Source organism: Pseudoalteromonas sp. Z9A4 (genome assembly GCF_011378845.1).
Taxonomy (GTDB): Bacteria; Pseudomonadota; Gammaproteobacteria; order Enterobacterales; family Alteromonadaceae; genus Pseudoalteromonas; species Pseudoalteromonas arctica.
Map to the genome: position 1 here is coordinate 39,502 of NZ_WTLA01000021.1, position 23,621 is coordinate 63,122.

Here is a 23,621-nt window from a genome sequence, read left to right on the forward strand (position 1 = left end):
TTATTCCTCGCCCTGGCTGTGAGATGATGGCATTGAGTGTTCATCCATTGCTTGATGCTTCTTACTCATTTGCCCATGTTCGCCCATCGCATGTTGCTTTTTGTTCATATCGCCATGTGCCTGCATGTATTTCATAACGATGGTATGAAATAAGCCGTCATCAACTTTACCGTAATAAGCAACTGGGTTATTTTCGCTTGCTTTTGCAAGCTCAACATAATTTGCATGAGTAAGATTATTAGCGCTTGAATTCGCTTTTACATCACTCACCCACTTATCAAAACCAGCTTGAGTAGGTGTAGCAATGGCATTAAACTTCATACCAGTAAAGCCTGCACCACTGTAATTTGCCGAAAAGCCTTTAAATGTACCTGGCTCATTAGCAATTAAGTGAAGCTTGGTTTCCATACCGGCCATTGAGTATATTTGACTACCCAATTGCGGAATGAAAAACGAGTTCATTGTGCTCTCTGAAGTGATTTTGTATTCAACAGGTACATTAGCCGGAAACACTAATTCATTAACCGTAGCAATACCTTGCTCAGGATAAATAAATAGCCACTTCCAGTTTAATGAAACCACTTCAACAGTAAGATGCTTACCTTTACCTTCAATTGGTTTGTAAGGGTCTAGCTCTTGGGTAGACACCCAGGTAATAACACCTAAAATAATCACAATAACAATAGGGACAGCCCAAACTGCGGCTTCAATTTTATTTGAATGAGCCCATTTTGGAGCGTAAATTTCATGAGTTTGCGTGTCTCTATATTTCCATGCGAAATACAAAGTCATCACAATAACGGGAACGACTACAAGCAACATAAGCACGGTTGCGATGATGATTAAATTTTTCTCATCTATGCCTATCTGCCCTTTTGGATCGAGTATCCCGCCTTTACAGCCTGACAACGCCAGCACTGTACTAGCTAAAGCAATATTACAAAGGTTACGAATTAACAAGGGAGTATCCTACAAACCTAAAAGTTCTAATTTGCTGCTTTAAATAAAAAACAAAGCAACGATTTTTCGGTAAAAACCCAAGTTAACTGGAATTAAATTATAAAAAATAAGGGGGCTATTCAAAACCTAAAGCTCATGCCAATAATGACCTAGCAACAAACCCAGCTTTCTAAACGCATTTATATAACGTAATAAAAGTTAACTTGGGTGAGTGGTGGTTGGCTGAAATGTGTTTAAAAAACACTGAGCTACTTTGTTTTAGCTAACCTTAATTATTTACAGCAAGAACAAATAATTAAAACCAGCAACAAAATGCAGCCTTACAGACAACCTGTAAAGCTAGGTGGAGCACGACAACCGTGTGCAACTTGCACTGGCTGAAGAACTTTAGCCTCGCTAAAAGCAAAGGCTGCTTTACGGAGGATAATTCCAGCACGACGCGCTGGAAAAATATGGAACAATAGCCAGCAAAGGCCAATAAGTAACTGACTTGATATGATCGGATGAGCTAAAAATTGCACAATAGTAAGTAACAGCGGCTCTACAATAAACCCATCACTTAATAGCGCTTCAAGCTTGAAGGCATCCTCTAGTGCACCACTTAGCAACATTACAGTATTAAACACTAATAAAGTTATAGCTACACACACGCCCTTGCCTGCTTTATTCAAGCGCTCACACGTCTGCGGCTCGCCAGAGGCAAGATCCGTATTTGTATGATGCAAAGAAAGTGTGTTCAAAAACATTAACCTACTAAAATGACTATAACAAAATTAGAGTAATACAGTTTGCAATGGAAAAATTTAAAAAACATTGCTGCTGTAAGCCCAAAATACCGGTGCTAAATACAATCAAATCTAGCTAGCATATATTTGCCTAGTGAAAATTGATCCGTATCAATCGAACTTTCAAAACTTATTGAAAGTTCGAACCTGAGTATAACAAAGAGAATTTTCTGTTCAACTAAAAATCAATTAATTTGGGTTAAGCTTTCGAAGCTATTTTGTTAATAAAAAATAACAAAATAAAAACAACAACTTAGCCATTAAAAATATTTCAAATTCACATTGAATTTATTATAAATAAAGTAGCTATGATAAACTCAATGAACATAAATAGCTTGATACATACAATAATGAATATTATCACTTAAGCGATAATGGTCATTGTCATAAAAACCCTCTATTTAAAAATTTTAACTTACCTTTTATTTCTACTACACGAGCTTCCCCAATACGCAGGCACCATAATCATCACCTACACTAAAAAACTATCTATAAAAAGCAGGCTTTGCTCATTAACATCAATAGTTAGAGAGTAATTAGCATGCGCGTTAGTGGAATGAAAAAAATAAATAAAAATCAAAAAATTCGTTTCATTTGAGTCCCCTACCGCTAATCACATTAAATAAGGCTTAAAATGTGGCATTATTTGCATTACTTTAGCAATCAACACATAATCGATACAAATAAAAAGCATTATCATTAGTATTATAAAAGGACACTTATGCGCTCAAGCATTTTATTAGCAATTTCAATTTCCCTCTCGTTATCAAGTGGTGTTTACGGACAAGAAAAAAGTAAAGTAACACTCGATAAAACAAACAAAACGTATACATTTTTGGCAGATAAAGGAAGCTATATTAGTGCGATTGTTGCTGCTAAAAATGATACTGAAATTTCTTTAATAGACCAAAACTCCCAACCTATACGAGAGGTATTAAATGTAAATTTAAAACAATCTAGGCTTCATTTTATTGCTGATTACGACAACCCAAAAATGATTTATTCTGGACCAATCCCAAACGTTACAATTAACAGGATTGTTAGTCAGAGTGAGCAAAATAACTATATACAAAAAACTGATAGTAAATTAATAAATCAAGCATTTTCAATGCTTTAATCCGGAGAAAAAACTGACGATGTATGGGACATTTTAATTAAGAATAACTCCCCTTTAATAGAGTCCCTTGATGATAATAGCTTACTAACATTTATTTACAGGGGAGCAAAAAATAATGTACTTATTTTCGGAGCTCCTGCTAATGATCATGGTTGGATGGAACGCCTCGGGAAATCAAACATTTGGTATAAAAGCTATAAAGTACCTAATGATACACAACTGTCTTATAAATTAGCGCCAGATGTACCCCAATTTACTGGAGAGCGTTACGAAAAAAGAGTTGCATTACTTGCAACGGCCCAAAGAGATGCTAATAACCCATATTACTTTCCAATTGCAGCTAAAACTAAATTCGAACAAAGTTCTGTTATAGATTTAAATAATCTCTCGAACCAATATTTAAAAAATGCACAGAGCAACTCCATTGTGCCTGCATTATCATTTGAATTAGATAGTAATATATTAAAAAATAAACGTAATATAAAAGTATACCGTTTTGGTGATATAACAAAATCAAATGCTATTCAGATTTTTATGTTTGATGGGCCTAAATATCTAGAAAAAGTTAACTTAGACTCTAAACTCAATACCTTGGTGAATAATAAACTTCTTCCCCCAATAGAAGCTATATTTATCGACAACTTAGACAATAAGACTAGGGGAAACGAGTTACCAGATAACCCAAATTTCACTAAAATGCTAACATCTGAATTATTACCTACCATAGAAAAAAACTCTCCTGTTAAATTTTCTGCAAAGCAAAGAGTTTTAGCCGGTTCTAGCTATGGTGGTATTGGTGCGACTACAACCGCTTTTAGACGCTCTGATATTTTTGGTAACGTTATTTCTTTAAGCGGTTCTTATTGGTGGGCTCCTAAACATAAAAAATCGTTAAATACATATTATGTATCCGAAAACTTTATGATTAAAGATCTGTTACCTATCAACTTTTTTATTACTGCAGGACTCTTTGAAGGAAGTCGAAATGGTGGAAAAGGAATTCTTGATGGTAGCAGACACTTACGCGATATCTTAAGAATGAAAGGCTACGGTGTTCACTATAAAGAATACGCTGGAGGACACGATTATTACGTGTGGCAAAGTGCAATTATAGATGGCTTAATAGCACTATTTGCAAAAGATAAAGTAAGTATAGCTGATAGTTAAATTACTCAAATAGACGTTGGCTATTTTTTAAGTGCAATTAATAGCCCTCTATTTTATTAGTTTATGGGCGAGCATAATTTAAAAAAATATTTAATATTAGAAATACTTGAAAGTTGAGGGATATATAAATGGAGTTAAATTAAAACAACTCAAGTGATCCTTTATGGAAGTAAACCCACCGAACTTGAATTGCCTTTCATACTGAAAAAATCTTCACATAGAATATAAAGATTTATTATTTACACTATGTGAAGGTGAAAATAAAAACAGCCCAAATTCAGTCACCACCGAAATTGAGCTGCTTTTCACACTGACAACATCTTCACACACAATATAAAGATTTTTGGTTTAAACTGCGTGGAAATTGTAGGAAATAAAAACAACTCAAACCCAGTCACCACCGAATTTGAGTTGCCTTTCACACTGACAACATCTTCACACACAATATAAAGATTTATGGTTTACATTACGTGGCATTGAAAGGAAATAAAAACAACTCAAACTCGTTCTTTATGGAAGTGAATCCACCGAATTTGAGTTGCCTTTCACACTGACAACATCTTCACACACAATATAAAGATTTATGGTTTACACTGCGTGGCATTGAAAGGAAATAAAAACAACTCAAACTCGTTCTTTATGGAAGTGAATCCACCGAACTTGAGTTGCCTTTCACACTGACAACATCTTCACACACAATATAAAGATTCTTTTAAGCGAGACTAACTTGCCTCAAGCTTATGACTAGAGCCTTGCTCTATGTCTGTAGTTAAACTTTAGAGTGTTAGCTCCAATTTGACAAACGAGAAAAATAAACCTAATAGGTGAAAAAAACTAAACTATAGACGTTTGTCTAATACATTAAGATTGGATTACTTTAGAAGCTATCGAGTTAAGCAGTTTTACAGACACAAAAAAAGCGCTATAAAGCGCTTTTTAATATTTAAGGCGGACTTAAATAATTTGGTTTTCTTTCCAGGCTTGCTCTTTAGCTAAACGGTTTTTGCGTTTATCACATGGATCATCGCAATCACAGGCTTTATCAATACCAACCGAACCTAAACCACCACAGCTGCTTGCCATAGATTTTTTTTGCACGATCATACCAACGGCCATAGCCGAAACTATCAAAATTAGTAAGCCAAAAGTAAGAAGAAAAAGTGACATTGCTTAGCCCCTATTGATCAGCAATTAATTAAACTCAAACATTTTTGAGCGACTGCTATTATATACCCAAATAACGCGAAAATAAACAAGCCAGCACCATACTACAAATAAGGTTTAAATGCAGGGCTTGAATAAGTAACTAAACCCTCATTTGATTTACCTATTAAGTATACCGGTAAATCGTGCTGCTGAGCGTATGCTTGCGCTTTTTCCATACCCATCACAGTAAGTGCAGTCGCTAAACCATCTGCCGTCATAGCGCTTGGATGAAGCACAGTTACCGACACTAAGTCGTGCTTAATAGGCATGCCGGTCACGGGATCAATTAAATGAGTATAGATCTCGCCATCCATTTTATAAAAAATACGGTAATCACCTGACGTAGCAATACCGTTTGTACCTGGCGATAAAACACGGTGCACCTTTCGCTCTCCAGGTTGCGCATCTGGTTGCTCAATCGCAATTTTCCAATCCTGATTATTTGGCTTTTCACCTGCTATACGCAGCTCTCCACCAATCTCAACCATGTAATTGGTAATACTGTGGCTTTCTAATAACTGCGCTACCTTATCAATACCATAGCCTTTAGCCGTTGCCGAAAACGAAAGCTCTAACCCATTAACTGTTTTAGACAGTCCTTGCTCATCTAAAATAAGTTTATCAACACCTATTTTTTCGACCATACTTGCAAGCTCTTCATCACTTGGGCGATTTGTTGGTTTTTTATCAGGACCAAAGCCCCATAAATCAATTAAAGGCCCCATAGTGACATCGAGTGTTTTAGTTGATTCGCCTAAGCGAATAGACTCGCTGATAACAGCCCTAAAATCTTCACTAATTGGCATAACTTGATTTGCTGGTAATCTGTTAAATGTATTTATTTCAGAGCCTTCTATGTAAGTAGACATAGACTGATTCACATCTTTTAAAACAGCGTCTATTTGCAGCTGTAATTGTGAAGCTGATAGCTGGCCCTGCTCATCGTAATATTTAATATGATAAGTGGTGCCCATAGTCTTACCTTCTATAAAGGTTTCCCTCGACTCTGATTTTTCACCACACCCAGACAGTAATAAGGTCAGTGTGATTAGTAAAAAGGCCATTATGCCTTGTGAAGTACTTACTCGATTCATAGCAGCTCTACTTAATAGATTGATAAAATTAAAGAATAAAAAAAGCCTCGTAACACAAGTGCTACGAGGCTGGTATTTTAACCAAAACTAAACTGTTTTGGTATTAGTGTTAGCCACCGAAGTCATCTAGTAAGATATTTTCGTCTTCAACACCTAAATCTTTAAGCATAGTAATAACTGCCGCGTTCATCATTGGAGGACCACACATGTAGTACTCACAATCTTCCGGCGCTTCGTGATCTTTAAGATAGTTCTCAAATAACACGTTATGGATAAAGCCAGTATAGCCTTCCCAGTTATCTTCAGGTTGTGGATCTGAAAGTGCTGTATGCCATACGAAATTAGGATTTTCAGCGGCTAGGCCGTCAAAATCTTCTACGTAGAACATTTCACGTTCAGAACGTGCACCATACCAAAAGCTCATCTTACGTTTAGAGTTCAAACGTTTAAGTTGGTCAAAGATATGTGAACGCATTGGCGCCATACCAGCACCACCGCCAACAAAGATCATTTCTGCATCTGTGTCTTTAGCAAAGAACTCACCAAATGGACCTGAAATAGTTACCTTGTCGCCTTTTGTAAGTGACCAAATGTACGAAGACATTTTACCACATGGCAAGCTTAGGTTTCTTGGAGGCGGAGCAGCAATACGCACGTTAAGCATAATGATGCCTTCTTCTTCTGGGTAGTTAGCCATTGAGTATGCACGAATTGTTTCTTCGTCTACTTTTGACTCCAGATCGAAGAAACCAAAATGGTTCCAATCGCCACGATATTCTTCAGGAACATCGAAATCTGCATATTTAACATGATGAGGTGGCGCTTCGATTTGGATGTAACCACCCGCACGGAAAGGCACTGACTCATCACCAGGGATTTGCAGTTTAAGTTCTTTAATGAACGTTGCTTTGTTATCGTTAGAGATAACTTCACAGTCCCACTTCTTAACACCGAAAATTGACTCTTCAAGTTCAATTTCCATGTCGTTTTTAACATTTACCTGACACGCTAAACGACAGCCTTCACGGGCTTCACCTTTAGAAATGTGATCAAGCTCAGTTGGCAGAATATCACCACCACCTTCTTTAATGTGTACACGACATTGACCACAAGAGCCACCGCCACCACAAGCAGATGATACAAATATACCTGACTCAGATAATGCACTTAAAAGCTTATTACCTGCTGATGTAGTAATGGCTTTGTCTTTATCGCCATTAATACCGATGATGATGTCACCGCTTGCAACTAACTGAGATTTAGCACCAATGATCACTAAAACTAGTAGTACAACGATAGCGATAAAAACACCAACGCCTAAGAAAATCTGATAATCCATGATTTATCCTCGCTACCCTTTACAGTGAAATACCAGAGAATGACATAAAGCCAAGTCCCATTAAACCAACAGTGATGAAGGTAATACCTAAACCACGTAAGCCATCTGGTACGTCTGAATATTTCAGTTTCTCACGGATACCTGCAAGTAATGTAATTGCAAGCGCCCAACCAACACCAGCGCCTATACCATAGACAACAGACTCGCCGAAGTCATAGTTACGCTCAACCATGAAAGATACCGCACCAAATATTGCACAGTTAACTGTGATAAGTGGCAAGAAGATACCTAATGCGTTGTATAGTGCAGGGAAAAACTTATCCAATGCCATTTCAAGAATTTGCACAAGTGCTGCAATAACACCAATGAAAGTTAAGAAACGTAAAAAGCTAAGATCCGCATCTGGATAACCTAACCAAGTAAGTGAACCTGGTGCAAGTACCGCATGGTAAACCAAGTTGTTAACAGGTACAGAAATACCCAATACAACTATAACCGCTATACCTAGGCCAATTGATGTAGTTACTTTTTTAGATACTGCTAAAAAAGTACACATGCCTAAGAAGAATGATAACGCTAAGTTCTCAATAAAAACGGCTTTTACAAATAAACTAATATAATGTTCCACTATTTGCCCCTTACGCTTTAGCTTCTACTTGGTCTTTCTTATAAGTACGAAGTACCCATATGAATAAACCAATTATGAAGAATGCACTCGGTGGTAAGATCAATAGACCCATAGGCTGATACCAACCGCCATCTTGTACTAATGGGATAATATCAACACCGAATAGTGAACCCTTACCGAATAGCTCACGAATGAAACCAACTGTAAGTAGTACTACAGAGTAACCTAAGCCATTACCAATACCGTCAAGGAAAGACATAATTGGTGGCGACTTCATCGCATATGCTTCAGCACGACCCATTACAATACAGTTAGTAATAATTAGACCAACGAATACAGAAAGCTCTTTTGCCGTAGCGTAAGAGAATGCCTGTAATACTTGGTCAACAACGATTACCAACGATGCAATAATTGTCATTTGTACGATGATACGAACAGATGATGGGATCTGGTTACGAATAAGCGAGATAAAGAAGCTCGAAAATGCAGTTACTAATGTCAATGCGATTGACATGATTAACGCATTTTTTAAGCTAGACGTTACCGCTAGCGCAGAACAAATACCAAGTACTTGTAGTGCGATTGGGTTGTTAGCTAAAACCGGACCAAATAGGACCGCCTTCATTTCTTTAGTATCAGCCATTATTTCAATGCTCCTTTACGTACTTTCGCAAGGAAAGGACCAAAGCCATTTTCGCCAGTCCAAAAGTCAACTGCATGATCAACACCGTTAGACGTTAATGTAGCACCTGAAAGACCATCGATCTTATGCTCATCATTGCCCGCAGTACCTTTAACAATTTGAATTGGAAGTTCTTTACCTTCCCATGTAGCAGTCCACTGTGGATTTTGGATTTCGCCACCTAGACCTGGGGTTTCATTATGCTTGTAAAAGATAATGCCTTTAACTGTTTCACCATCGCTTTCAAGCGAGATAAAACCGTACATTAAGCCCCATAAGCCGTAGCCTTGGATAGGAAGAATAATTGCATCAACTGAGCCATCTTCTTTTTTAGAGATATACACCGGCGACTCTTTAGTCACACGTTGAATACCAGCAATATCTTTAACGCCTTTCTCTTTAAGAGAAACACTTAGCGCTGCATCATATTTGCTTTTTTCAAAGTCAAAGATTGTTGGGTCTGTATCTACAAACTCACCTGTAGTCATGTTTACAACGCGCGCTTCGATTTTTGCATCAAATGTTTCTAAAACATTTTCAACTTTATCGATACCCGCAGCAGCCAAGATATTGCTTTGAATATCTTTGTTTTTATTAGCTTGCTGTAAAGGACGAAGCTGTACAGAAGCAAACGATACAATGATTGCACACACTAAACATAGTGCTACAACAACTGATAACGTTTTACCGATTGATTCGTTATTACTAGACATTACGTGCCAACCTCCGCTTAATATTAGCCTGCACTACAAAGTGATCGAACAGTGGAGCGAATAAGTTAGCAAATAAGATTGCTAGCATCATACCTTCTGGGAAAGCAGGATTCACAACACGTATCATAACCACCATAAAGCCAATCAATAGACCATATGCCAATTTACCTTTGTCAGTAAATGCAGCTGATACAGGGTCAGTAGCCATAAAGAACATACCGAACGCAAAGCCACCAAGTACTAAATGCCAATACCAAGGCATGGCAAATACAGGGTTAGTTTCTGAGCCAACAGCATTTAGTAAAAATGCAGTTGCTACCATACCTAGGAATACACCTAGTACGATGCGCCAAGAAGCGATACGAACATAAATTAAGAACAAACCACCTACTAATAATGCAAGTGTAGATGTTTCACCTACAGAACCTTGAATGAAACCGTAAAACGCATTCCACCATAATTCCATGTTTGCAAAATCAAGTGTGCCAGCAAATGCTTGGCCTAGCATAGTTGCACCAGAGAACGAATCTACTGCTGTCCATACTGTGTCACCTGAGATTTGAGCTGGGTATGCAAAGAACAAAAATGCACGGCCGGCTAAAGCAGGGTTTAAGAAGTTACGGCCAGTACCACCAAAGATTTCTTTAGCGATTACTACACCAAACGTAATACCTAACGCAACTTGCCATAGAGGAATCGTTGCAGGCAAAATAAGTGCGAATAATACTGAAGTAACGAAGAAACCTTCGTTAATTTCATGCTTACGCACAGAAGCAAATATAACTTCCCAAAAGCCACCTACTGCAAATGTTACCGCGTAGATAGGTAGGAAGAAACATGCTCCATAGAACATCTTAGCGCCCCAGCCTGCATCAGCGGTTAATTCACCACCGAATAACTGGAACAAACCAACTTGCCACGTATTTGCTAGTTCAAAACCTTGTGCTAAAGCACCTACGGCCTGATGACCGATATTGAACATACCAAAAAACATAGCTGGGAACGTCGCCATCCACACTAAAATCATCATGCGTTTTAGGTCGATGTTATCGCGTACGTGTGTCGCGCCTTTATTTACGTAGCCTGGTGTATAAAAAATAGTTGCAGCTGCTTCATACAGTGCATAAAACTTTTCATATTTACCACCGGCTTCAAAATTCGGCTCGATATCTTCTAGATATTTTTTTAAACCCATCTCTCTAGCCTTCCTTCTCGATCGTAGTTAAGCAATCGCGTAGGATAGAACCATACTCGTATTTGCCTGGACAAACGAAGGTACATAACGCTAAATCTTCTTCATCAAGTTCAAGCGCGCCCAATGAAATTGCACTGTCTAGATCGCGTGCAATTAAGTCACGTAATAATAGAGTAGGCAAAATATCTAGCGGCATTACGCGCTCGTAGCTACCAATTGGTACCATGGCACGTTTTGAACCACCTGTTGACGTTGTCATTTTAAATAAACGACTCGGCGCAAGGTGAGAAAGGAATGTACGCGTTACAGAGAATTTATCACTACCTGGTGCAATCCAGCCAAACAATTCTTTTTCGCGACCTTCAAGTAAAACAGATACTTGAACGTGGTAACGACCTAAGAATGCATGAACACCGTTTGAAATAGAACCTGATAGAACAGAACCAGAAATAACGCGGTTATCTCCGTCTTCTAGCTCACCAGCCACTAAATCATCCAATGAAGCACCTAATTGTGTTTTCACTAAACGTGGGTTTTTAACGCGGGGACCTGCAAGCGAAATAACACGATTTGTGTAAATTTCACCAGTAAGGAATAGGTGACCATACGCAATAACGTCTTGGTAACCAATATGCCAAACTTGTTTGCTAACAGAAACTGCATCAAGATGATGGATATGAGTGCCAACGAGGCCAGCCGGATGCACACCACCAAACTCATGTACTTCTACTTGAGCTATAGATGAGCTAGGAACTTGGCTACCTGCTTTTTTACACACAAATACTTTACCATCGGTCAAACGCGAAATAACAGCAAGACCCGCTTCAAATGCTTGCGCATTTTCGGCAATTATCACTGCAGGATCTGCAGCTAATGGGTTTGTGTCAGTTGCGGTCACGAAAATAGAACTAGGATTTGCATCCACAGCCGCTACTTTACTAAATGGGCGAACACGAAGTGCTGTCCATTGACCAGACTGGATAAGTACTTCTTTGGCTTTTTCACGCTCTAAGCTCGCAAGCTCGTCTGCTTTGAAAGAGTCAAAGGTGATTTGCTCACTGCCGCTAACTTCAATAACAACAGATTGCAGCACACGTTTAGCACCACGATTTATTTCTTTTACTGTGCCAGAAGCTGGAGCAGTAAATAGGACGCCTGGGTTCTTTTTATCTTCAAAAAGTACCTGGCCTTTTTTGACTTGGTCATCCACACGAACATGCATGGTTGGACGCATACCGATAAACTCTTCACCAAGCACAGCTACACGTTTGACAGCAGAACCGTCATGTATAACTTGCTGTGGCGCGCCCTCTAAGGGTAAATCCAGACCTTTTTTTATATTGATCATACGCACTTGCATTACATTAAAGGAAAGAAACTGAAAAATCGTATCAACCACGTCGCCATTTGAGTTATTCCAAGTTATATCAAGGTACAAAAGAGCAGCTTGCTAGAAAAGTCAAACAAGCAACGTAGTAAAACTCATCACATATTGTTGAGATTTTAACATCATTTTAGATGACTATGCGAGTGTATTTGTGAAAATTATACGACAGAAACACTTATTTAGTTTTGTTAAGTGGTTTAAATAAAAATCAAGGTAGACCAAAGTAGTAGCCTAAGCAATTATCGTTCCTGATTCCATCGTAAATTAAACAAATCGCATAATACAAAAAAAGCCGCTATAGCGGCTTTTTATGACTAAATTCTGTTAGTCAATCATATTGGCAATTGGCTTAACTGAATCAATGTCTTGATCGTAGTCAACACCATCTATACCAAAACCAAATAAGCGTAAAAACTCATTATGATAACCAACATAATCTGTTAGCTCATCAATGCTGCTTGTATCAACACTATCCCATACAGCTTGAACGCGTGCTTGCACGTCGTCTTCTAGCTCTTTGTAGTTTTGGAATAAATGTCCACCGTCGTCAAAGCGAGGTGATTCACCATATAAGTTTTCACTAAATAATGCATGGATTTGCTCAATGGTGCCTTCATATGTGCCATCTGCTTTCATAATTTTAAATAAAGCAGAAATATATAACGGCATAATAGGAATAGCAGAACTTGCTTGTGTCACTACAGCATTAAGTGATGAAACATACGCCTCACCATTTAAATCTTTTGTTGATTCTTTAATAGCAGCCGTTGCACGGTCTAAATCTTCTTTAGCTTTACCAATAGTAGCGTGACCGTATATTGGCCATGTTAACTCTTTACCAATATAAGTATACGCTGTGGTTTTAAAGTTATCGGCTAATACATCCGCTTCTTTTAATGCGTCAATCCACATTTCCCAATCTTCACCACCCATTACTTTAATCGTGTTGTCGATATCGTCTTGATTTGCAGCTTCAACAGTAATTTCATCAATTTCACGCTTTGATGTATTTAAGTTTTTAGTGGTTACTGGATTACCTATTGGCTTAAGTGTAGATGAGAACACTTCGCCTGTATTTGGATCAGTACGGCGAGGAGACGCTAGGCTGTAAATAATACAATCTACTTTGCCCAAATCTGCTTTAATGGTGTCGATTGCTTTTTGCTTGATTTCGTTAGAAAACGCATCGCCATTAATATTTTTAGACCAAAGACCTGCTTCGTCTGCAGCTTCTTGAAAAGCAGCGGTATTGTACCAACCAGCAGAACCTGTTTTACGATCTGTACCTTCTTTTTCAAAGAAAATACCTAATGTTTTAGCACCGCCACCAAACGCAGCAGTAATGCGCGATGCCAAGCCGTAGCCTGTTGATGCGCCAATAACTAATACATTTTTTGGTGCACTCTTTAATGCGCCTTGTTGTTTTACATAGTTAATTTGTTCTTGAACATGCTCTGCACAACCAGCTGGGTGTGCGTTTGTGCAGATAAATCCACGAATTTTAGGCTTAATGACCATTGATCATCCTATATCTTTTACAATAAAAATTAGCGCTAGTTTAAAGGCTAATACTAAAAACACTGATCTGATCAGTTAAACACTCATCAAATACTCTAAAACATTACTTAGCTAATTTTAGAGCCACCCATACAATTAGGTGAATCAGGCGCTTCACCGCCCTGCTCTACATACTCATCGGGTGTATATGTATGAATAGCGAGTGCATGAATATGATTTGCTAACTCATCTTTTAAAATTTCATTAATTTCGCGATGACGTTGTAATAAACGCTTACCCGAAAAACCTTCGCTAACCACTACTACTTTAAAGTGTGATTCAGTGCCAGCACTGTGCATATGGCTTTCGTTAATCACGTTTAAATGTTTACACGCAATAGCGTTGCTTATTTTTTCTTGGATCTGTTGCTGCATTGACATAAAAAGACCGTTTTAATTAGCTAATTTATACACTTACTATAACAATTTAACGCAGCGATTGGCTAACTAAATTGCTTTTGCTTAATGTGCTTTATAAATCGGTAAGTTAAACTTATTCGCGGATGCGCAAGTGTGGTTTGCTTAGGTATTGCATGTTGATAATCTCGTTGGCTATGTCCATTCATTATTAAACAGCTGCCACTTTGTAATTTTAAGTCGGTTACTTTATTGCTCGCCTTGTGCTTTAACTTTAAAACCCGATCAGCTCCTAGAGAGACACACACAATTGTTGGTTTATCACCAAGCTCTATTTCATCATCACTGTGCCATCCCATCGTATCATTACCATCTCGGTAATAATTAACGAGCAATGAGTTTAGAGGCTGGTTTAAATGTGCTTCTAAACGCTTTCGCATATTGAGTAACAATTCATCCCATGGTTCTACTATTTGCTTACTACTCGAATAGCCGTATTCAATATTTAAATCACTCATGAAACATTGCAGTCGTGGAATAGGCCCCGTTTTGCCATAAACGGTTACATCGGGTTGCTGCCAACGTAGATTTTTTTGCAAATAATAAAATAGATCGAGGCTTTTTTGTGCACTAAGTGCCCTACTTTGATAAGAAAAGCCATTTGGTAACTGTTGGGGGTTGGCGTTTTGCCGTTGCATGTTAGAATTTACCTACATTAGATTACTGATCAACGAACCATTATGACGACGCAAGCCCAGCTAGGCGATAAAACCTTTACTCTTGAACGCTTTCCATTGGATCAAAAAAACCGCAGCTTACAAGCGTGGGATTCGGCAGATGAGTACCTTATCAATTATGTTAACGAACATCACCCAGATTGTCGCTCATTGCTTATTTTAAACGATAGCTTTGGTGCACTTGCTTGTTATTTTAATAAGTTAACGGTTTGTTCAGTTAATGATTCTTATATTAGCCACCAAGCTGCGGCTTATAACTTACAAGAAAACAAGCTGCCTATAGCAGAGTTTACGCAAGTAGATAGTTTGTCGGCATTACCAGAGGATGTAGATTTAGTACTTATTAAAATCCCTCGTAATGTAGGTTTTTTACAGTTCCAATTAAGTGAACTTAGTGAAGTACTTGCACCTGGTACACCAGTAATTGCCGCAGGTAAAACAAAAGAAATTCATAATTCAACAATAAAATCATTTGAGCAATTTATTGGTGAAACAACAACAAGCCTAGCAGTTAAAAAATCTCGTCTTATATTAAGTACAGCTAAAGGCGGATATAAAGCAGCAGACTTCCCTACAACATGGGAACTTGAAGGTACTGAGTTTAATATAACAAATCATGCAAATGTGTTTTCGCGTGATTCGTTAGATATTGGTGCGCGCTTCTTTTTTAACTACTTACCAGAAACACCTAAAGCTAAAAGCATTATTGATTTAGGCTGTGGTAACGGCGTTGTTGGATTAATGACGCTTGCTCGTTGCCCCAATGCATCAATCACCTTTGTTGATGAGTCTTACATGGCAGTAGAGTCAGCCCGGTTAAATGTAGAAATTAACCTAGGCGATAAGTTTGATAACTGTGAATTTATCGAAAACGACTGTTTAACAGGCTTTGAAAGAGACAGTGTGGATATGGTGCTTTGCAATCCTCCATTTCACCAAGCTCAAGCTGTTACCGATCACATTGCTTGGCAAATGTTTAAACAAGCAAAAGATACTTTAAAAGAAGGCGGTGAGCTGCGTATTATTGGTAATCGTCATTTAGATTATCACGATAAATTAAATCGTATGTTTGGTAACTGTAAGCTGCTAGGTTCAAACAAAAAGTTTGTCGTTTTAAGCGCAACTAAAAATAGTGGAATGCTATAAATGAAATTAACAAACATTATAATTGGGTGTTGTGTATTGCTACTACTTGGTGGCTGCGCTAATCAGCCTAGCCAAGTAATACTCAATCCTGTTTATAAAAGTGGTCAAATAAGCACTATAAATAGTAGCTTAAGCACCAGTGTAATTGATTTACGTGGCGATTCATCAACACTTAAACTTATTGAATCAGACAAAACTAAAACCTTTGCAAGCCAAGGTCTTACTGAATCAGTTAAAAGCGTTTTAGACAGCGCCCTTAGCCGCAATGGCGCCAGCATTTCTAATTTAGCGTCTGTACGCTTTGAAGTAGATATTCATGCACTACAAGCGGTGGTAACCGAAAAACTAGTGAGCCATACCAGTGAAGCGCATATAGAGCTTGGTGTAAGAGTTATTCGCGCCTCAAGCAATTTTAGTAAAGTGTATAGAGGCAGTGCGAATTTAGAAGGCCCGTTTAGTCACGAGCGAGCAAAAATAGAAGGTCAGCTCAATAAGTTGACTGAGCAAATTATTACCCGCATTGTATCTGACCCTGAATTAATAGAATTTTTAGAAGGTTAACTATGAAACGACTTTTTTTAATCTGCTTAGGCCTATTTTTTAGTGTAAGTAGCTTGGCAGCCCAAGAAGGCCGCTTTGTTCAAAAAGATAATATTTTTCCACGCGTCGAAATCGTAACGACAATGGGCAGTATTGTTGTTGAGCTGGACCGTTCGAGAGCGCCTATTACGGTCAATAACTTTTTAACTTACGTGTCAGATAAAAGCTATCAAGGCAGTGTTTTTCATCGTATTGAGCGCGATGTGGAAAATGACCGCGACTTTGTTATTCAAGGTGGTGGCTACGATAAAGATTACGACGGCTTACACGAAAACGATCCTATTTTTAATGAAAGCGGTAACGGTATGAAAAACGATATGTATAGCATTGCTATGGCGTATCAAGACCGTGAACCGCACTCTGGTACTCGTCAGTTCTTTTTTAATATGGATAACAACGATCACTTAAACCCAGGTAAAGATTGGGGTTTTGCTGTTTTTGGTAATGTGATGGAAGGCTACGAAACATTAGATAAAATTATGGCGGTTGAAACAGGGTTTAATGAAAAAATTGGTTACGATTTTGTTCCTAAAAAACCAGTGGTCATCTTAAATATTAAAATGCTTGAACAAGTTCCACTGTAATTTTTTTAAGAGCAGCTTAGCTGCTCTGCATCTAAGCCAATGAAGGCCCTATGAGCAAATCTCTCTCTATTAGCGAATATTTTTCTTACTTTAAAGACAAACGCTTAATCCATATTTTTATATTTGGTATGAGTAGCGGTTTTCCGTGGGTATTAATTGGCTCTGTTATGTCGGCTTGGCTAAAGGATGAAGGGCTAAGCCGCAGTATGATTGGCCTATTCGGCATTGTATTTGGCGCTTACAGTATCAATTTTTTATGGTCACCGCTCATTGACCGCACAAAACTCCCTATTTTATATAAATGGCTAGGCCAACGTCGTAGTTGGATACTATTTTGCCAGAGCTTTATTTTTATTGGCACCTTATTATTAGCTGGGCTTGATTTAAAAGCTAATTTAGCAATTGTTGCTGCAATTTGTTTGTTAATCGCCATTGCTTCTGCAACACAAGACATTGCTATTGATGCATTCAGAATAGACACACTTAAAGCAAACGAATCTCACAAAGCAACAGCGGCAGCCGCTATGGCAACATCTGGTTGGTGGACAGGTTATGCGCTTTTAGGTGCAATTCCATTTTATATGGCTGATATCCCCTCGCTCGACTGGCCACAAATTTATTACTTTTTAGCTGCTGTAATGTTGCTGCTAATGAGTGGAGCATTGTTTGCAAAAGAGCCTGAATCAAATAGAGAAGCGGTACATGCCGAACTTGAACGTGTGTACCTTGAAAAACTGTCCTCTACAAAACAAACCCCTCTTACAAAAACTGTTGCGTGGCTCGCGGTAACCGTTATTGATCCCTTTAGAGCTTTTTTTACTAAAAATGGCGTTAAAACGGCACTGGCATTACTTGCGTTTATTTTCTTATTTAAAATAGGTGAGGCATTTTTAGGGCGAATGTCGATTGTTTTTTATAAAGAAATTGGTTTTAGCAATAGCGATATAGCTACATTTTCAAAGGTAGGTACTGCCGTTCTTACAATCATATTTACCTTTGTTGGCAGTTTATTTAATCAAAAATATGGCATTGTTAAAGGTTTATTTGTAAGTGGCATTGCGATGGCGGCCTCAAACTTAGCCTTTTCATGGATTGCTTTAGTTGGCCCTGATTTAAGACTGTATGCCTTTGCTATTGTTATTGATGGGTTTACGCAAGCGTGGTCGCTGGTCGCTATGGTGGCCTTTATATCAATGCTATGCGATAGAGCATTTAGTGCAACACATTATGCATTACTAGCGTCGTTAGGGAATTTAGGGCGAACGTTACTTTCGAGCTACAGTGGTGTAGTAATTGATGATTGGTTAATGGGAAATTGGTCGCTGTTCTTTGTTTTAACAGCCTTGATGGTTATACCTTCGCTGATCTTTTTATACCTGATTAGGCATAAATTATATGAGCTTGAAAAAAATTATCATAAAAATATTTAATGCATCCCTGCATTAACATATTGCTTAGCACTATCAAGTGCCCCTTAAAGTGTACTAAGCAATGTTTGAGTTAATCTACTTTTAGCAAGCTAAGTGCTTCATGTGGATCAACTTCTAGAGCTGTACAATAACGAACAAACTCAATTACATCTAGACGGCGTTCTTGATTTTCAATCTTGCCGATAAACGAATGAGGCGTTCCCAGCACTTGTGCTAGGCTTCGCATTGTATGACCCTTTTCGTGACGCTTACTTTTAAGCCACTTTGTTAGCTTTGCATTTTCTTCAGAAGAAACTGTTTTGCCCATCATTTTACATCTCCTACTAGATGATTTGACATACCTATTAAAGCAGTAGTCTCTATCAATAGCTGTAGGCAAGTAAGCAGTCATACCATATTTTCAATAGCAAGCTATTGCTTAACAAAGCATGTGTTGCTACTCACTCCACCAATATAGCTAAAAAACTACGCTAATAATGTGGTAAAGATTTTTTATTGAGAATGAAATTTTGCCCGTCTCATTCTTGGATACATTATATACTATTAACACTTTGGTTAAATAACTAATTACATACTCGGTACAAATATGAATACGAGTGAATATTTATAAGCGCTGAATATTAACCTAAGTACTCAAAAAGTATTAATAAATTAATTTCTAGTTATAAAATATTTAAAGTAATTTTTATAACAATTTTGTTCCAATTTATCGCCACATGTTTATGATTAAGCAATAATTAGCACCAAAAAGGCCGAATAATGTTCAGACTTCTTTTTTTATTACCGATTGTGTTTTGCTTGGGTTGGTACTTTTTTTTGCGCCACAACGGCGTACCAATTAAACAAGGCAAAAAAGGCTTCATATACATTTTAGCATTTTCTGCTTTTGTACTTGGCTTTTTTGTATTGATAATGCAAATAACCGAATACGCCCCAACCGATTTGTAGGCATTAAAAAAGCCGCAAAAGCGGCTTCATTCTATTTAGCGTTTGGCTGCTAAACGCTAAAGCTTGCACCACAACCACAGGTTGTTGTTGCATTAGGATTAGATACAAAAAAGCGTGCGCCTTCTAATCCTTCAGTGTAATCAACTTCACCGTCAACCAAATATTGAATGCTCATTGGATCGATAACGAGTGTTACACCATTTTTTACAATTTCTAAATCGCCAGGATTCGCTTTTTCATCAAAAGTAAAACCATATTGAAAACCCGAACAACCACCACCTGTTACATAAACACGCAGTTTTAAATCTGGATTTTCTTCTTCGTCGATTAACTGTTTAACGCGAACAGCAGCTGCATCGCTGAACTTAATTGGTAATTCTTCAGACATTCTAAAACCCTCAATATCGCAATAGCGTGATTATCTAATACCCGAGTGTTTTAATCAAGTATAGTAAAACAACTCTTTACTCTAAGTTATACCTATAAATTAGTAAAAAAAGTGGCTAAACATTAGCTCACTAAAATAATACTTAAGCAAACTAAAAGCGACCCTTGTAAACTATAAATTCATTAAAAATTTTAGTTATAAAAAATAGGTCTTAATCTTTACAGCAAATTGTTAATATAAGTTACGAAAAATTCAAAATCACAAGGACTTAACTAAACTCTTTTGCTAAAATGCTGCTGAAAAATGCGGCGAGGAAATAATGCATGTGGCTTGAGCAACTCAGGCGTCGACTGGCAAAACCTAAAACATCTGTACAATTATGCTTATTAGGCGTAGTTGCCGGATTAATTGCTGCATTTTTTATTATTTTATTTCGCTTAACTATTTTGTTTTTTCAAAGCTTATTTTTGGAAACACCTGACGACTTTACTACCCTACCGACTCTTGAACGCGTTTTAATGCCATTAATAGCCGCATTTTTAATTGCGTGCTTTGCTGCATTTACTGGCTTTAAACATTACCGTTTAGGCATTCCTTTTGTTATTCATCGTATTAAACGCCATTACGGGCAAATGCCTTTATACAATACGGTTAATCAATTTGTTGGTGGCGCACTTGCACTCATTAGCGGTTTTTCGGTTGGCCGAGAAGGGCCTTCCGTACATATGGGCGCAACAGGTGCGAGTATTTTAGCGGATAAACTACATTTACCGCATAACGCCATGCGTACTTTAAGTGGTTGCGGCGTTGCAGCAGGTATAGCTGCTTCGTTTAATACCCCACTTGCAGCCGTTATCTTTGTAATGGAAGTGGTACTTCGAGAATATAAAGTACACATATTTGTGCCAATCATGCTTGCTGCTGTTACTGGTGCACTCGCTACGCAGTTTGTTTTTGGTGAAGGCTCTGAACTTGCACTCATTACAATAGCGCCATTAAGTGGTTGGCATTACCCTTATTTAATATTATGCGGTATGGCGCTGGGCGCTATAGCATTTAGCTTTAATCAAAACTTAATGCTAATTATTAAAACATTTAAACCTTTAAGTATGTTTCCTCGTTTACTAATCGCAGGCTGTATTGCCAGCTTGATAGCTTACGCGGTGCCTCATGCTATGGGTTCTGGTATGAGTGCGATTACTATCGCGGTTGAATCGCCTGATAACGTAAAGCTGCTTACTACCATTTTAATAGCTAAACTACTTGCCACATTGTTTGCTATTGGTTTGGGTATTCCTGGTGGTTTAATTGGTCCGGTAATTGGGCTTGGTGTATTAATTGGGACATTAATGGCCTTTTTTGCTCAATATATTAGCCCGGGTACTGATATTGCGGGTACGTATGGGGTTTTAGGTATGGCTGGATTATTAGCGGCTACACTGCATGCACCACTTGCTGCATTAACAACAGTAATGGAGCTTACATCATCACCTGAAATAATCGTTCCTGCGATGATAGTTATAACCACTGCATATGTAACTGCATTACAATTTTTTGGAAATCGCTCCATATTTTTGCAGCAATTAGATTTTCAGGGATTGCCGTACCATGTATCTCCCGCTACCGAAGCATTACAAAAAGTGGGAATAATGGATGATATGGATGAAGACTTTAAATTGCTTTACTCAGACGATAAAGAGCAAATAAAAAATACGCTTGATGCCATGGATAGCCAAACACCCTTGATTGTTTTTGACGAAGAAAATGGCTATCGCCTCGCTGAATACGATTTAACGCTAATGTCTGATGAAGCAATAAATATAAATTACATTAGCTTGCAGGGCGTCAGCAGCCAAGCCACCCTAGCCGATGCATTCGATATACTAAAAGATAAAAGAAGTGGCGCGCTTTACGTTTATAACCTTTTAGATAATCAACAAATTATGGGGCTATTACGCTGGGATCAAATTCATCATATTTTAACCATTCGTAACAGCTTACTTTAAGCAATAAGGACTATTATGAGCGCATTATTGATTTATAAAACACTCCACATATTTTTTATGATTGCGTGGTTTGCCGGTATTTTTTACTTGCCTCGATTATTTGTATATCACGCAATGAGCGAAGAAAGATCATGTAACTCTATGCTTAAAGTTATGGAGCGCAGGCTACTTTATTTCGTAACCCCATTTGCTGTTTTAACAGCTGTATTTGGTGTGTTAACCATTGTTGAATATGGTCGTGATTGGTTTAAATACAGTATGTGGCTACATTACAAACTTGTACTGGTAATTATTTTATACCTATACCACGGCTACTGTTTTAAGTTATTGAGTGACTTTAAACATGACCGAAACACTAAAACAGACCGCTTTTACCGTATTTTTAATGAGCTCCCTGTTATTGCGCTGCTCATCATAGTGGCACTTGCGGTAATAAAACCTAATTTATAAGCGTTTCGGTGCATGTTAAACTGCGCTGCAATTTACAATACTTGCCATAACACGCGCGATTGCGTGCTCCATTTATGGATTATCGCGCCCATTTGATTGATTAGGAATTACCCCATGTTAAGTTTCCAAGGCGAACATATACTGTCTGTAAATCAGCTAGACAGAGACTGCATTGAACGTATTTTTGCAGTAGCTAAAAGAATGGAGCCTTATGCTAAAAAACAAAAGCAAACAACGGTGCTTAAAGGCGCTATTTTAGCTAATTTGTTTTTTGAACCAAGTACTCGCACGCGAGTTAGCTTTGGTACAGCCTTTAACTTACTAGGCGGTGGTGTACGTGAAACTACAGGTATGCAAAGCTCAGCGCTTGCAAAAGGTGAATCACTTTACGATACCGCGCGCGTAATTTCAGCTTATGCCGATGCTGTTGCTATGCGCCACCCCGATGCAGGCTCAGTAAGTGAATTTGCTGATGGCTGTACTGTGCCAGTTATTAATGGCGGCGACGGCCCAAATGAGCACCCGACTCAAGCATTACTTGATTTATTAACCATTGAGCGTGAATTACACCGTTTTGATCAAAATATTGATGGCATGCATATAGCGCTTGTGGGTGATTTAAAATATGGTCGCACAGTGCATTCTCTATCAAAACTATTGTGCCATTATAAAAACGTAAAGTTTTCGATGGTCGCGCCTGATGGCCTACAAATGCCAACGAGCATTTTAGATGCCGTAGAAAATGCAGGACACAAAATTGAGCTAGTAAATAAGATGGAAGGTAATTTAGCAGCCGATATTGTCTACCAAACACGTATTCAAGAAGAGCGTTTTCCTTCACAAGAAGAAGCAAATAAATACCGTGGCGGTTTTAGAATTAGCCAATCTATTTACAGCGCTCATTGCAAACCTAACTCTGTGTTAATGCATCCGTTACCACGTGATAGTCGCTTAGAAGCCAACGAGCTTGATAACGACTTAAACAGTAACGACAATTTAGCAATATTCCGCCAAGTACAAAATGGCGTATTAATTCGTATGGCACTGTTTGCTTTAACACTCGGCGTAGAAAATAAAGTCGATAAGTATGAAGTGGACGTACCTTGGTTTAGCCGCAAACGCGACAGCTAAACCCTCTTTAAGTGA

General features: G+C 38.1%; 25 protein-coding genes. 10 read left to right on the forward strand and 15 right to left on the reverse strand.

The window, feature by feature from the left end; all coding sequences use genetic code 11:
* Together cyoA and GQR54_RS14445 are read right to left on the reverse strand one after the other, a co-directional pair.
* Complete coding sequence (gene cyoA, locus GQR54_RS14440) at positions 1 to 960, reverse strand: ubiquinol oxidase subunit II (protein ID WP_024608764.1); 960 nt, start codon at positions 958 to 960, stop codon at positions 1 to 3.
* Between the two features lie 320 nt (positions 961 to 1,280).
* Positions 1,281 to 1,700 carry a hypothetical protein gene (locus tag GQR54_RS14445; protein ID WP_007581161.1) on the reverse strand — a complete coding sequence of 140 codons (420 nt, stop codon included), beginning with the start codon at positions 1,698 to 1,700 and terminating at the stop codon, positions 1,281 to 1,283.
* Between the two features lie 766 nt (positions 1,701 to 2,466).
* Here GQR54_RS14445 and GQR54_RS14450 point away from each other — a divergent pair.
* Together GQR54_RS14450 and GQR54_RS14455 are read left to right on the forward strand one after the other, a co-directional pair.
* Positions 2,467 to 2,862, forward strand: a complete 396-nt coding sequence (locus tag GQR54_RS14450; protein ID WP_166378520.1) for a hypothetical protein — start codon at positions 2,467 to 2,469, stop codon at positions 2,860 to 2,862.
* A 93-nt stretch (positions 2,863 to 2,955) separates the two neighbouring features.
* Positions 2,956 to 4,029: an alpha/beta hydrolase-fold protein gene (locus GQR54_RS14455; protein WP_346766089.1), complete on the forward strand. Its 1,074-nt coding sequence runs from the start codon at positions 2,956 to 2,958 to the stop codon at positions 4,027 to 4,029.
* 954 nt (positions 4,030 to 4,983) lie between these two features.
* Here the strand turns inward: GQR54_RS14455 and nqrM are convergent.
* From nqrM to GQR54_RS14510, 11 genes are all read right to left on the reverse strand, one after another.
* Positions 4,984 to 5,196 (reverse strand): (Na+)-NQR maturation NqrM, encoded by a 213-nt coding sequence (gene nqrM, locus GQR54_RS14460; protein ID WP_007376137.1) that lies wholly within the window; start codon positions 5,194 to 5,196, stop codon positions 4,984 to 4,986.
* Between the two features lie 101 nt (positions 5,197 to 5,297).
* Positions 5,298 to 6,329 (reverse strand): FAD:protein FMN transferase, encoded by a 1,032-nt coding sequence (locus tag GQR54_RS14465; RefSeq protein ID WP_166378524.1) that lies wholly within the window; start codon positions 6,327 to 6,329, stop codon positions 5,298 to 5,300.
* 109 nt (positions 6,330 to 6,438) lie between these two features.
* Positions 6,439 to 7,668, reverse strand: coding sequence for an NADH:ubiquinone reductase (Na(+)-transporting) subunit F (nqrF, locus tag GQR54_RS14470; RefSeq protein WP_007584893.1), 1,230 nt, complete (start codon positions 7,666 to 7,668; stop codon positions 6,439 to 6,441).
* 19 nt (positions 7,669 to 7,687) lie between these two features.
* Positions 7,688 to 8,296 carry an NADH:ubiquinone reductase (Na(+)-transporting) subunit E gene (gene nqrE / locus GQR54_RS14475; RefSeq protein WP_007584892.1) on the reverse strand — a complete coding sequence of 203 codons (609 nt, stop codon included), beginning with the start codon at positions 8,294 to 8,296 and terminating at the stop codon, positions 7,688 to 7,690.
* 10 nt (positions 8,297 to 8,306) lie between these two features.
* Entirely contained in the window at positions 8,307 to 8,939 is a 633-nt protein-coding gene (locus GQR54_RS14480; RefSeq protein WP_007584891.1) for an NADH:ubiquinone reductase (Na(+)-transporting) subunit D, read from the reverse strand.
* The gene (locus tag GQR54_RS14485) at positions 8,939 to 9,691 is read right to left on the reverse strand and encodes a Na(+)-translocating NADH-quinone reductase subunit C (RefSeq protein WP_024604967.1); all 753 of its coding nucleotides are present in this window, start codon (positions 9,689 to 9,691) and stop codon (positions 8,939 to 8,941) included. Before GQR54_RS14485 ends, GQR54_RS14480 begins: the two co-directional genes overlap by 1 nt.
* On the reverse strand, positions 9,684 to 10,886 hold the full coding sequence (locus tag GQR54_RS14490; protein ID WP_166378526.1) for an NADH:ubiquinone reductase (Na(+)-transporting) subunit B: 1,203 nt from the start codon (positions 10,884 to 10,886) through the stop codon (positions 9,684 to 9,686). The genes GQR54_RS14485 and GQR54_RS14490 overlap by 8 nt, the downstream gene beginning before the upstream one ends.
* Positions 10,887 to 10,890: 4 nt before the next feature.
* Positions 10,891 to 12,234 carry a Na(+)-translocating NADH-quinone reductase subunit A gene (locus GQR54_RS14495; RefSeq protein ID WP_166378528.1) on the reverse strand — a complete coding sequence of 448 codons (1,344 nt, stop codon included), beginning with the start codon at positions 12,232 to 12,234 and terminating at the stop codon, positions 10,891 to 10,893.
* 363 nt (positions 12,235 to 12,597) lie between these two features.
* Complete coding sequence (gene fabV, locus GQR54_RS14500) at positions 12,598 to 13,791, reverse strand: enoyl-ACP reductase FabV (protein WP_166378530.1); 1,194 nt, start codon at positions 13,789 to 13,791, stop codon at positions 12,598 to 12,600.
* 107 nt (positions 13,792 to 13,898) lie between these two features.
* Positions 13,899 to 14,210, reverse strand: a complete 312-nt coding sequence (locus tag GQR54_RS14505) for a BolA/IbaG family iron-sulfur metabolism protein (protein WP_166378532.1) — start codon at positions 14,208 to 14,210, stop codon at positions 13,899 to 13,901.
* A gap of 62 nt (positions 14,211 to 14,272) precedes the next feature.
* A complete protein-coding gene (locus tag GQR54_RS14510; RefSeq protein WP_024589283.1) occupies positions 14,273 to 14,884 on the reverse strand; it encodes an alpha-ketoglutarate-dependent dioxygenase AlkB in 612 nt (203 codons plus the stop codon).
* Between the two features lie 42 nt (positions 14,885 to 14,926).
* On the opposite strand from GQR54_RS14510, the gene GQR54_RS14515 reads away from it, so the two are divergent.
* The 4 genes from GQR54_RS14515 to GQR54_RS14530 are packed head-to-tail and all read left to right on the forward strand — an operon-like array spanning position 14,927 to position 18,683.
* Complete coding sequence (locus GQR54_RS14515) at positions 14,927 to 16,069, forward strand: methyltransferase (RefSeq protein ID WP_166378534.1); 1,143 nt, start codon at positions 14,927 to 14,929, stop codon at positions 16,067 to 16,069.
* On the forward strand, positions 16,070 to 16,630 hold the full coding sequence (locus tag GQR54_RS14520; RefSeq protein ID WP_166378536.1) for a YajG family lipoprotein: 561 nt from the start codon (positions 16,070 to 16,072) through the stop codon (positions 16,628 to 16,630). It abuts the gene before it with no gap.
* A 2-nt stretch (positions 16,631 to 16,632) separates the two neighbouring features.
* Positions 16,633 to 17,253 (forward strand): peptidylprolyl isomerase, encoded by a 621-nt coding sequence (locus tag GQR54_RS14525; protein ID WP_165721273.1) that lies wholly within the window; start codon positions 16,633 to 16,635, stop codon positions 17,251 to 17,253.
* A gap of 50 nt (positions 17,254 to 17,303) precedes the next feature.
* A complete protein-coding gene (locus tag GQR54_RS14530; protein WP_007584875.1) occupies positions 17,304 to 18,683 on the forward strand; it encodes an MFS transporter in 1,380 nt (459 codons plus the stop codon).
* 70 nt (positions 18,684 to 18,753) lie between these two features.
* On the opposite strand, the gene GQR54_RS14535 is transcribed toward GQR54_RS14530, so the two are convergent.
* Complete coding sequence (locus GQR54_RS14535; protein WP_007584874.1) at positions 18,754 to 18,993, reverse strand: helix-turn-helix transcriptional regulator; 240 nt, start codon at positions 18,991 to 18,993, stop codon at positions 18,754 to 18,756.
* A gap of 449 nt (positions 18,994 to 19,442) precedes the next feature.
* Here GQR54_RS14535 and GQR54_RS14540 point away from each other — a divergent pair, with 449 nt between their 5' ends.
* Positions 19,443 to 19,631 carry a hypothetical protein gene (locus GQR54_RS14540; RefSeq protein WP_166378538.1) on the forward strand — a complete coding sequence of 63 codons (189 nt, stop codon included), beginning with the start codon at positions 19,443 to 19,445 and terminating at the stop codon, positions 19,629 to 19,631.
* 49 nt (positions 19,632 to 19,680) lie between these two features.
* Here GQR54_RS14540 and erpA read toward each other — a convergent pair whose 3' ends face one another.
* The gene (gene erpA / locus GQR54_RS14545) at positions 19,681 to 20,019 is read right to left on the reverse strand and encodes an iron-sulfur cluster insertion protein ErpA (RefSeq protein ID WP_002958911.1); all 339 of its coding nucleotides are present in this window, start codon (positions 20,017 to 20,019) and stop codon (positions 19,681 to 19,683) included.
* A 323-nt stretch (positions 20,020 to 20,342) separates the two neighbouring features.
* Here erpA and GQR54_RS14550 point away from each other — a divergent pair, with 323 nt between their 5' ends.
* The 3 genes from GQR54_RS14550 to GQR54_RS14560 all read left to right on the forward strand — a co-directional run bounded on the left by GQR54_RS14550 (position 20,343) and on the right by GQR54_RS14560 (position 23,606).
* Positions 20,343 to 22,025 (forward strand): chloride channel protein, encoded by a 1,683-nt coding sequence (locus GQR54_RS14550; protein ID WP_166378540.1) that lies wholly within the window; start codon positions 20,343 to 20,345, stop codon positions 22,023 to 22,025.
* Between the two features lie 15 nt (positions 22,026 to 22,040).
* Positions 22,041 to 22,475, forward strand: coding sequence for a CopD family protein (locus GQR54_RS14555; protein ID WP_007584864.1), 435 nt, complete (start codon positions 22,041 to 22,043; stop codon positions 22,473 to 22,475).
* A 114-nt stretch (positions 22,476 to 22,589) separates the two neighbouring features.
* Complete coding sequence (locus GQR54_RS14560) at positions 22,590 to 23,606, forward strand: aspartate carbamoyltransferase (RefSeq protein ID WP_166378542.1); 1,017 nt, start codon at positions 22,590 to 22,592, stop codon at positions 23,604 to 23,606.
* Positions 23,607 to 23,621: the final 15 nt, after the last annotated feature.

Excerpts from the sequence above, each read along its gene's own strand:
- GQR54_RS14450 (WP_166378520.1), top strand. The coding sequence starts at position 2,467 with ATGCGCTCAAGCATTTTATTAGCAATTTCAATTTCCCTCTCGTTATCA.
- nqrM (WP_007376137.1), bottom strand. The coding sequence starts at position 5,196 with ATGTCACTTTTTCTTCTTACTTTTGGCTTACTAATTTTGATAGTTTCG.
- GQR54_RS14465 (WP_166378524.1), bottom strand. The coding sequence starts at position 6,329 with ATGAATCGAGTAAGTACTTCACAAGGCATAATGGCCTTTTTACTAATC.
- nqrF (WP_007584893.1), bottom strand. The coding sequence starts at position 7,668 with ATGGATTATCAGATTTTCTTAGGCGTTGGTGTTTTTATCGCTATCGTT.
- GQR54_RS14480 (WP_007584891.1), bottom strand. The coding sequence starts at position 8,939 with ATGGCTGATACTAAAGAAATGAAGGCGGTCCTATTTGGTCCGGTTTTA.
- GQR54_RS14485 (WP_024604967.1), bottom strand. The coding sequence starts at position 9,691 with ATGTCTAGTAATAACGAATCAATCGGTAAAACGTTATCAGTTGTTGTA.
- GQR54_RS14490 (WP_166378526.1), bottom strand. The coding sequence starts at position 10,886 with ATGGGTTTAAAAAAATATCTAGAAGATATCGAGCCGAATTTTGAAGCC.
- GQR54_RS14495 (WP_166378528.1), bottom strand. The coding sequence starts at position 12,234 with ATGATCAATATAAAAAAAGGTCTGGATTTACCCTTAGAGGGCGCGCCA.
- fabV (WP_166378530.1), bottom strand. The coding sequence starts at position 13,791 with ATGGTCATTAAGCCTAAAATTCGTGGATTTATCTGCACAAACGCACAC.
- GQR54_RS14505 (WP_166378532.1), bottom strand. The coding sequence starts at position 14,210 with ATGTCAATGCAGCAACAGATCCAAGAAAAAATAAGCAACGCTATTGCG.
- GQR54_RS14510 (WP_024589283.1), bottom strand. The coding sequence starts at position 14,884 with ATGCAACGGCAAAACGCCAACCCCCAACAGTTACCAAATGGCTTTTCT.
- GQR54_RS14515 (WP_166378534.1), top strand. The coding sequence starts at position 14,927 with ATGACGACGCAAGCCCAGCTAGGCGATAAAACCTTTACTCTTGAACGC.
- GQR54_RS14520 (WP_166378536.1), top strand. The coding sequence starts at position 16,070 with ATGAAATTAACAAACATTATAATTGGGTGTTGTGTATTGCTACTACTT.
- GQR54_RS14525 (WP_165721273.1), top strand. The coding sequence starts at position 16,633 with ATGAAACGACTTTTTTTAATCTGCTTAGGCCTATTTTTTAGTGTAAGT.
- GQR54_RS14530 (WP_007584875.1), top strand. The coding sequence starts at position 17,304 with ATGAGCAAATCTCTCTCTATTAGCGAATATTTTTCTTACTTTAAAGAC.
- GQR54_RS14535 (WP_007584874.1), bottom strand. The coding sequence starts at position 18,993 with ATGATGGGCAAAACAGTTTCTTCTGAAGAAAATGCAAAGCTAACAAAG.
- GQR54_RS14540 (WP_166378538.1), top strand. The coding sequence starts at position 19,443 with ATGTTCAGACTTCTTTTTTTATTACCGATTGTGTTTTGCTTGGGTTGG.
- erpA (WP_002958911.1), bottom strand. The coding sequence starts at position 20,019 with ATGTCTGAAGAATTACCAATTAAGTTCAGCGATGCAGCTGCTGTTCGC.
- GQR54_RS14550 (WP_166378540.1), top strand. The coding sequence starts at position 20,343 with ATGTGGCTTGAGCAACTCAGGCGTCGACTGGCAAAACCTAAAACATCT.
- GQR54_RS14555 (WP_007584864.1), top strand. The coding sequence starts at position 22,041 with ATGAGCGCATTATTGATTTATAAAACACTCCACATATTTTTTATGATT.
- GQR54_RS14560 (WP_166378542.1), top strand. The coding sequence starts at position 22,590 with ATGTTAAGTTTCCAAGGCGAACATATACTGTCTGTAAATCAGCTAGAC.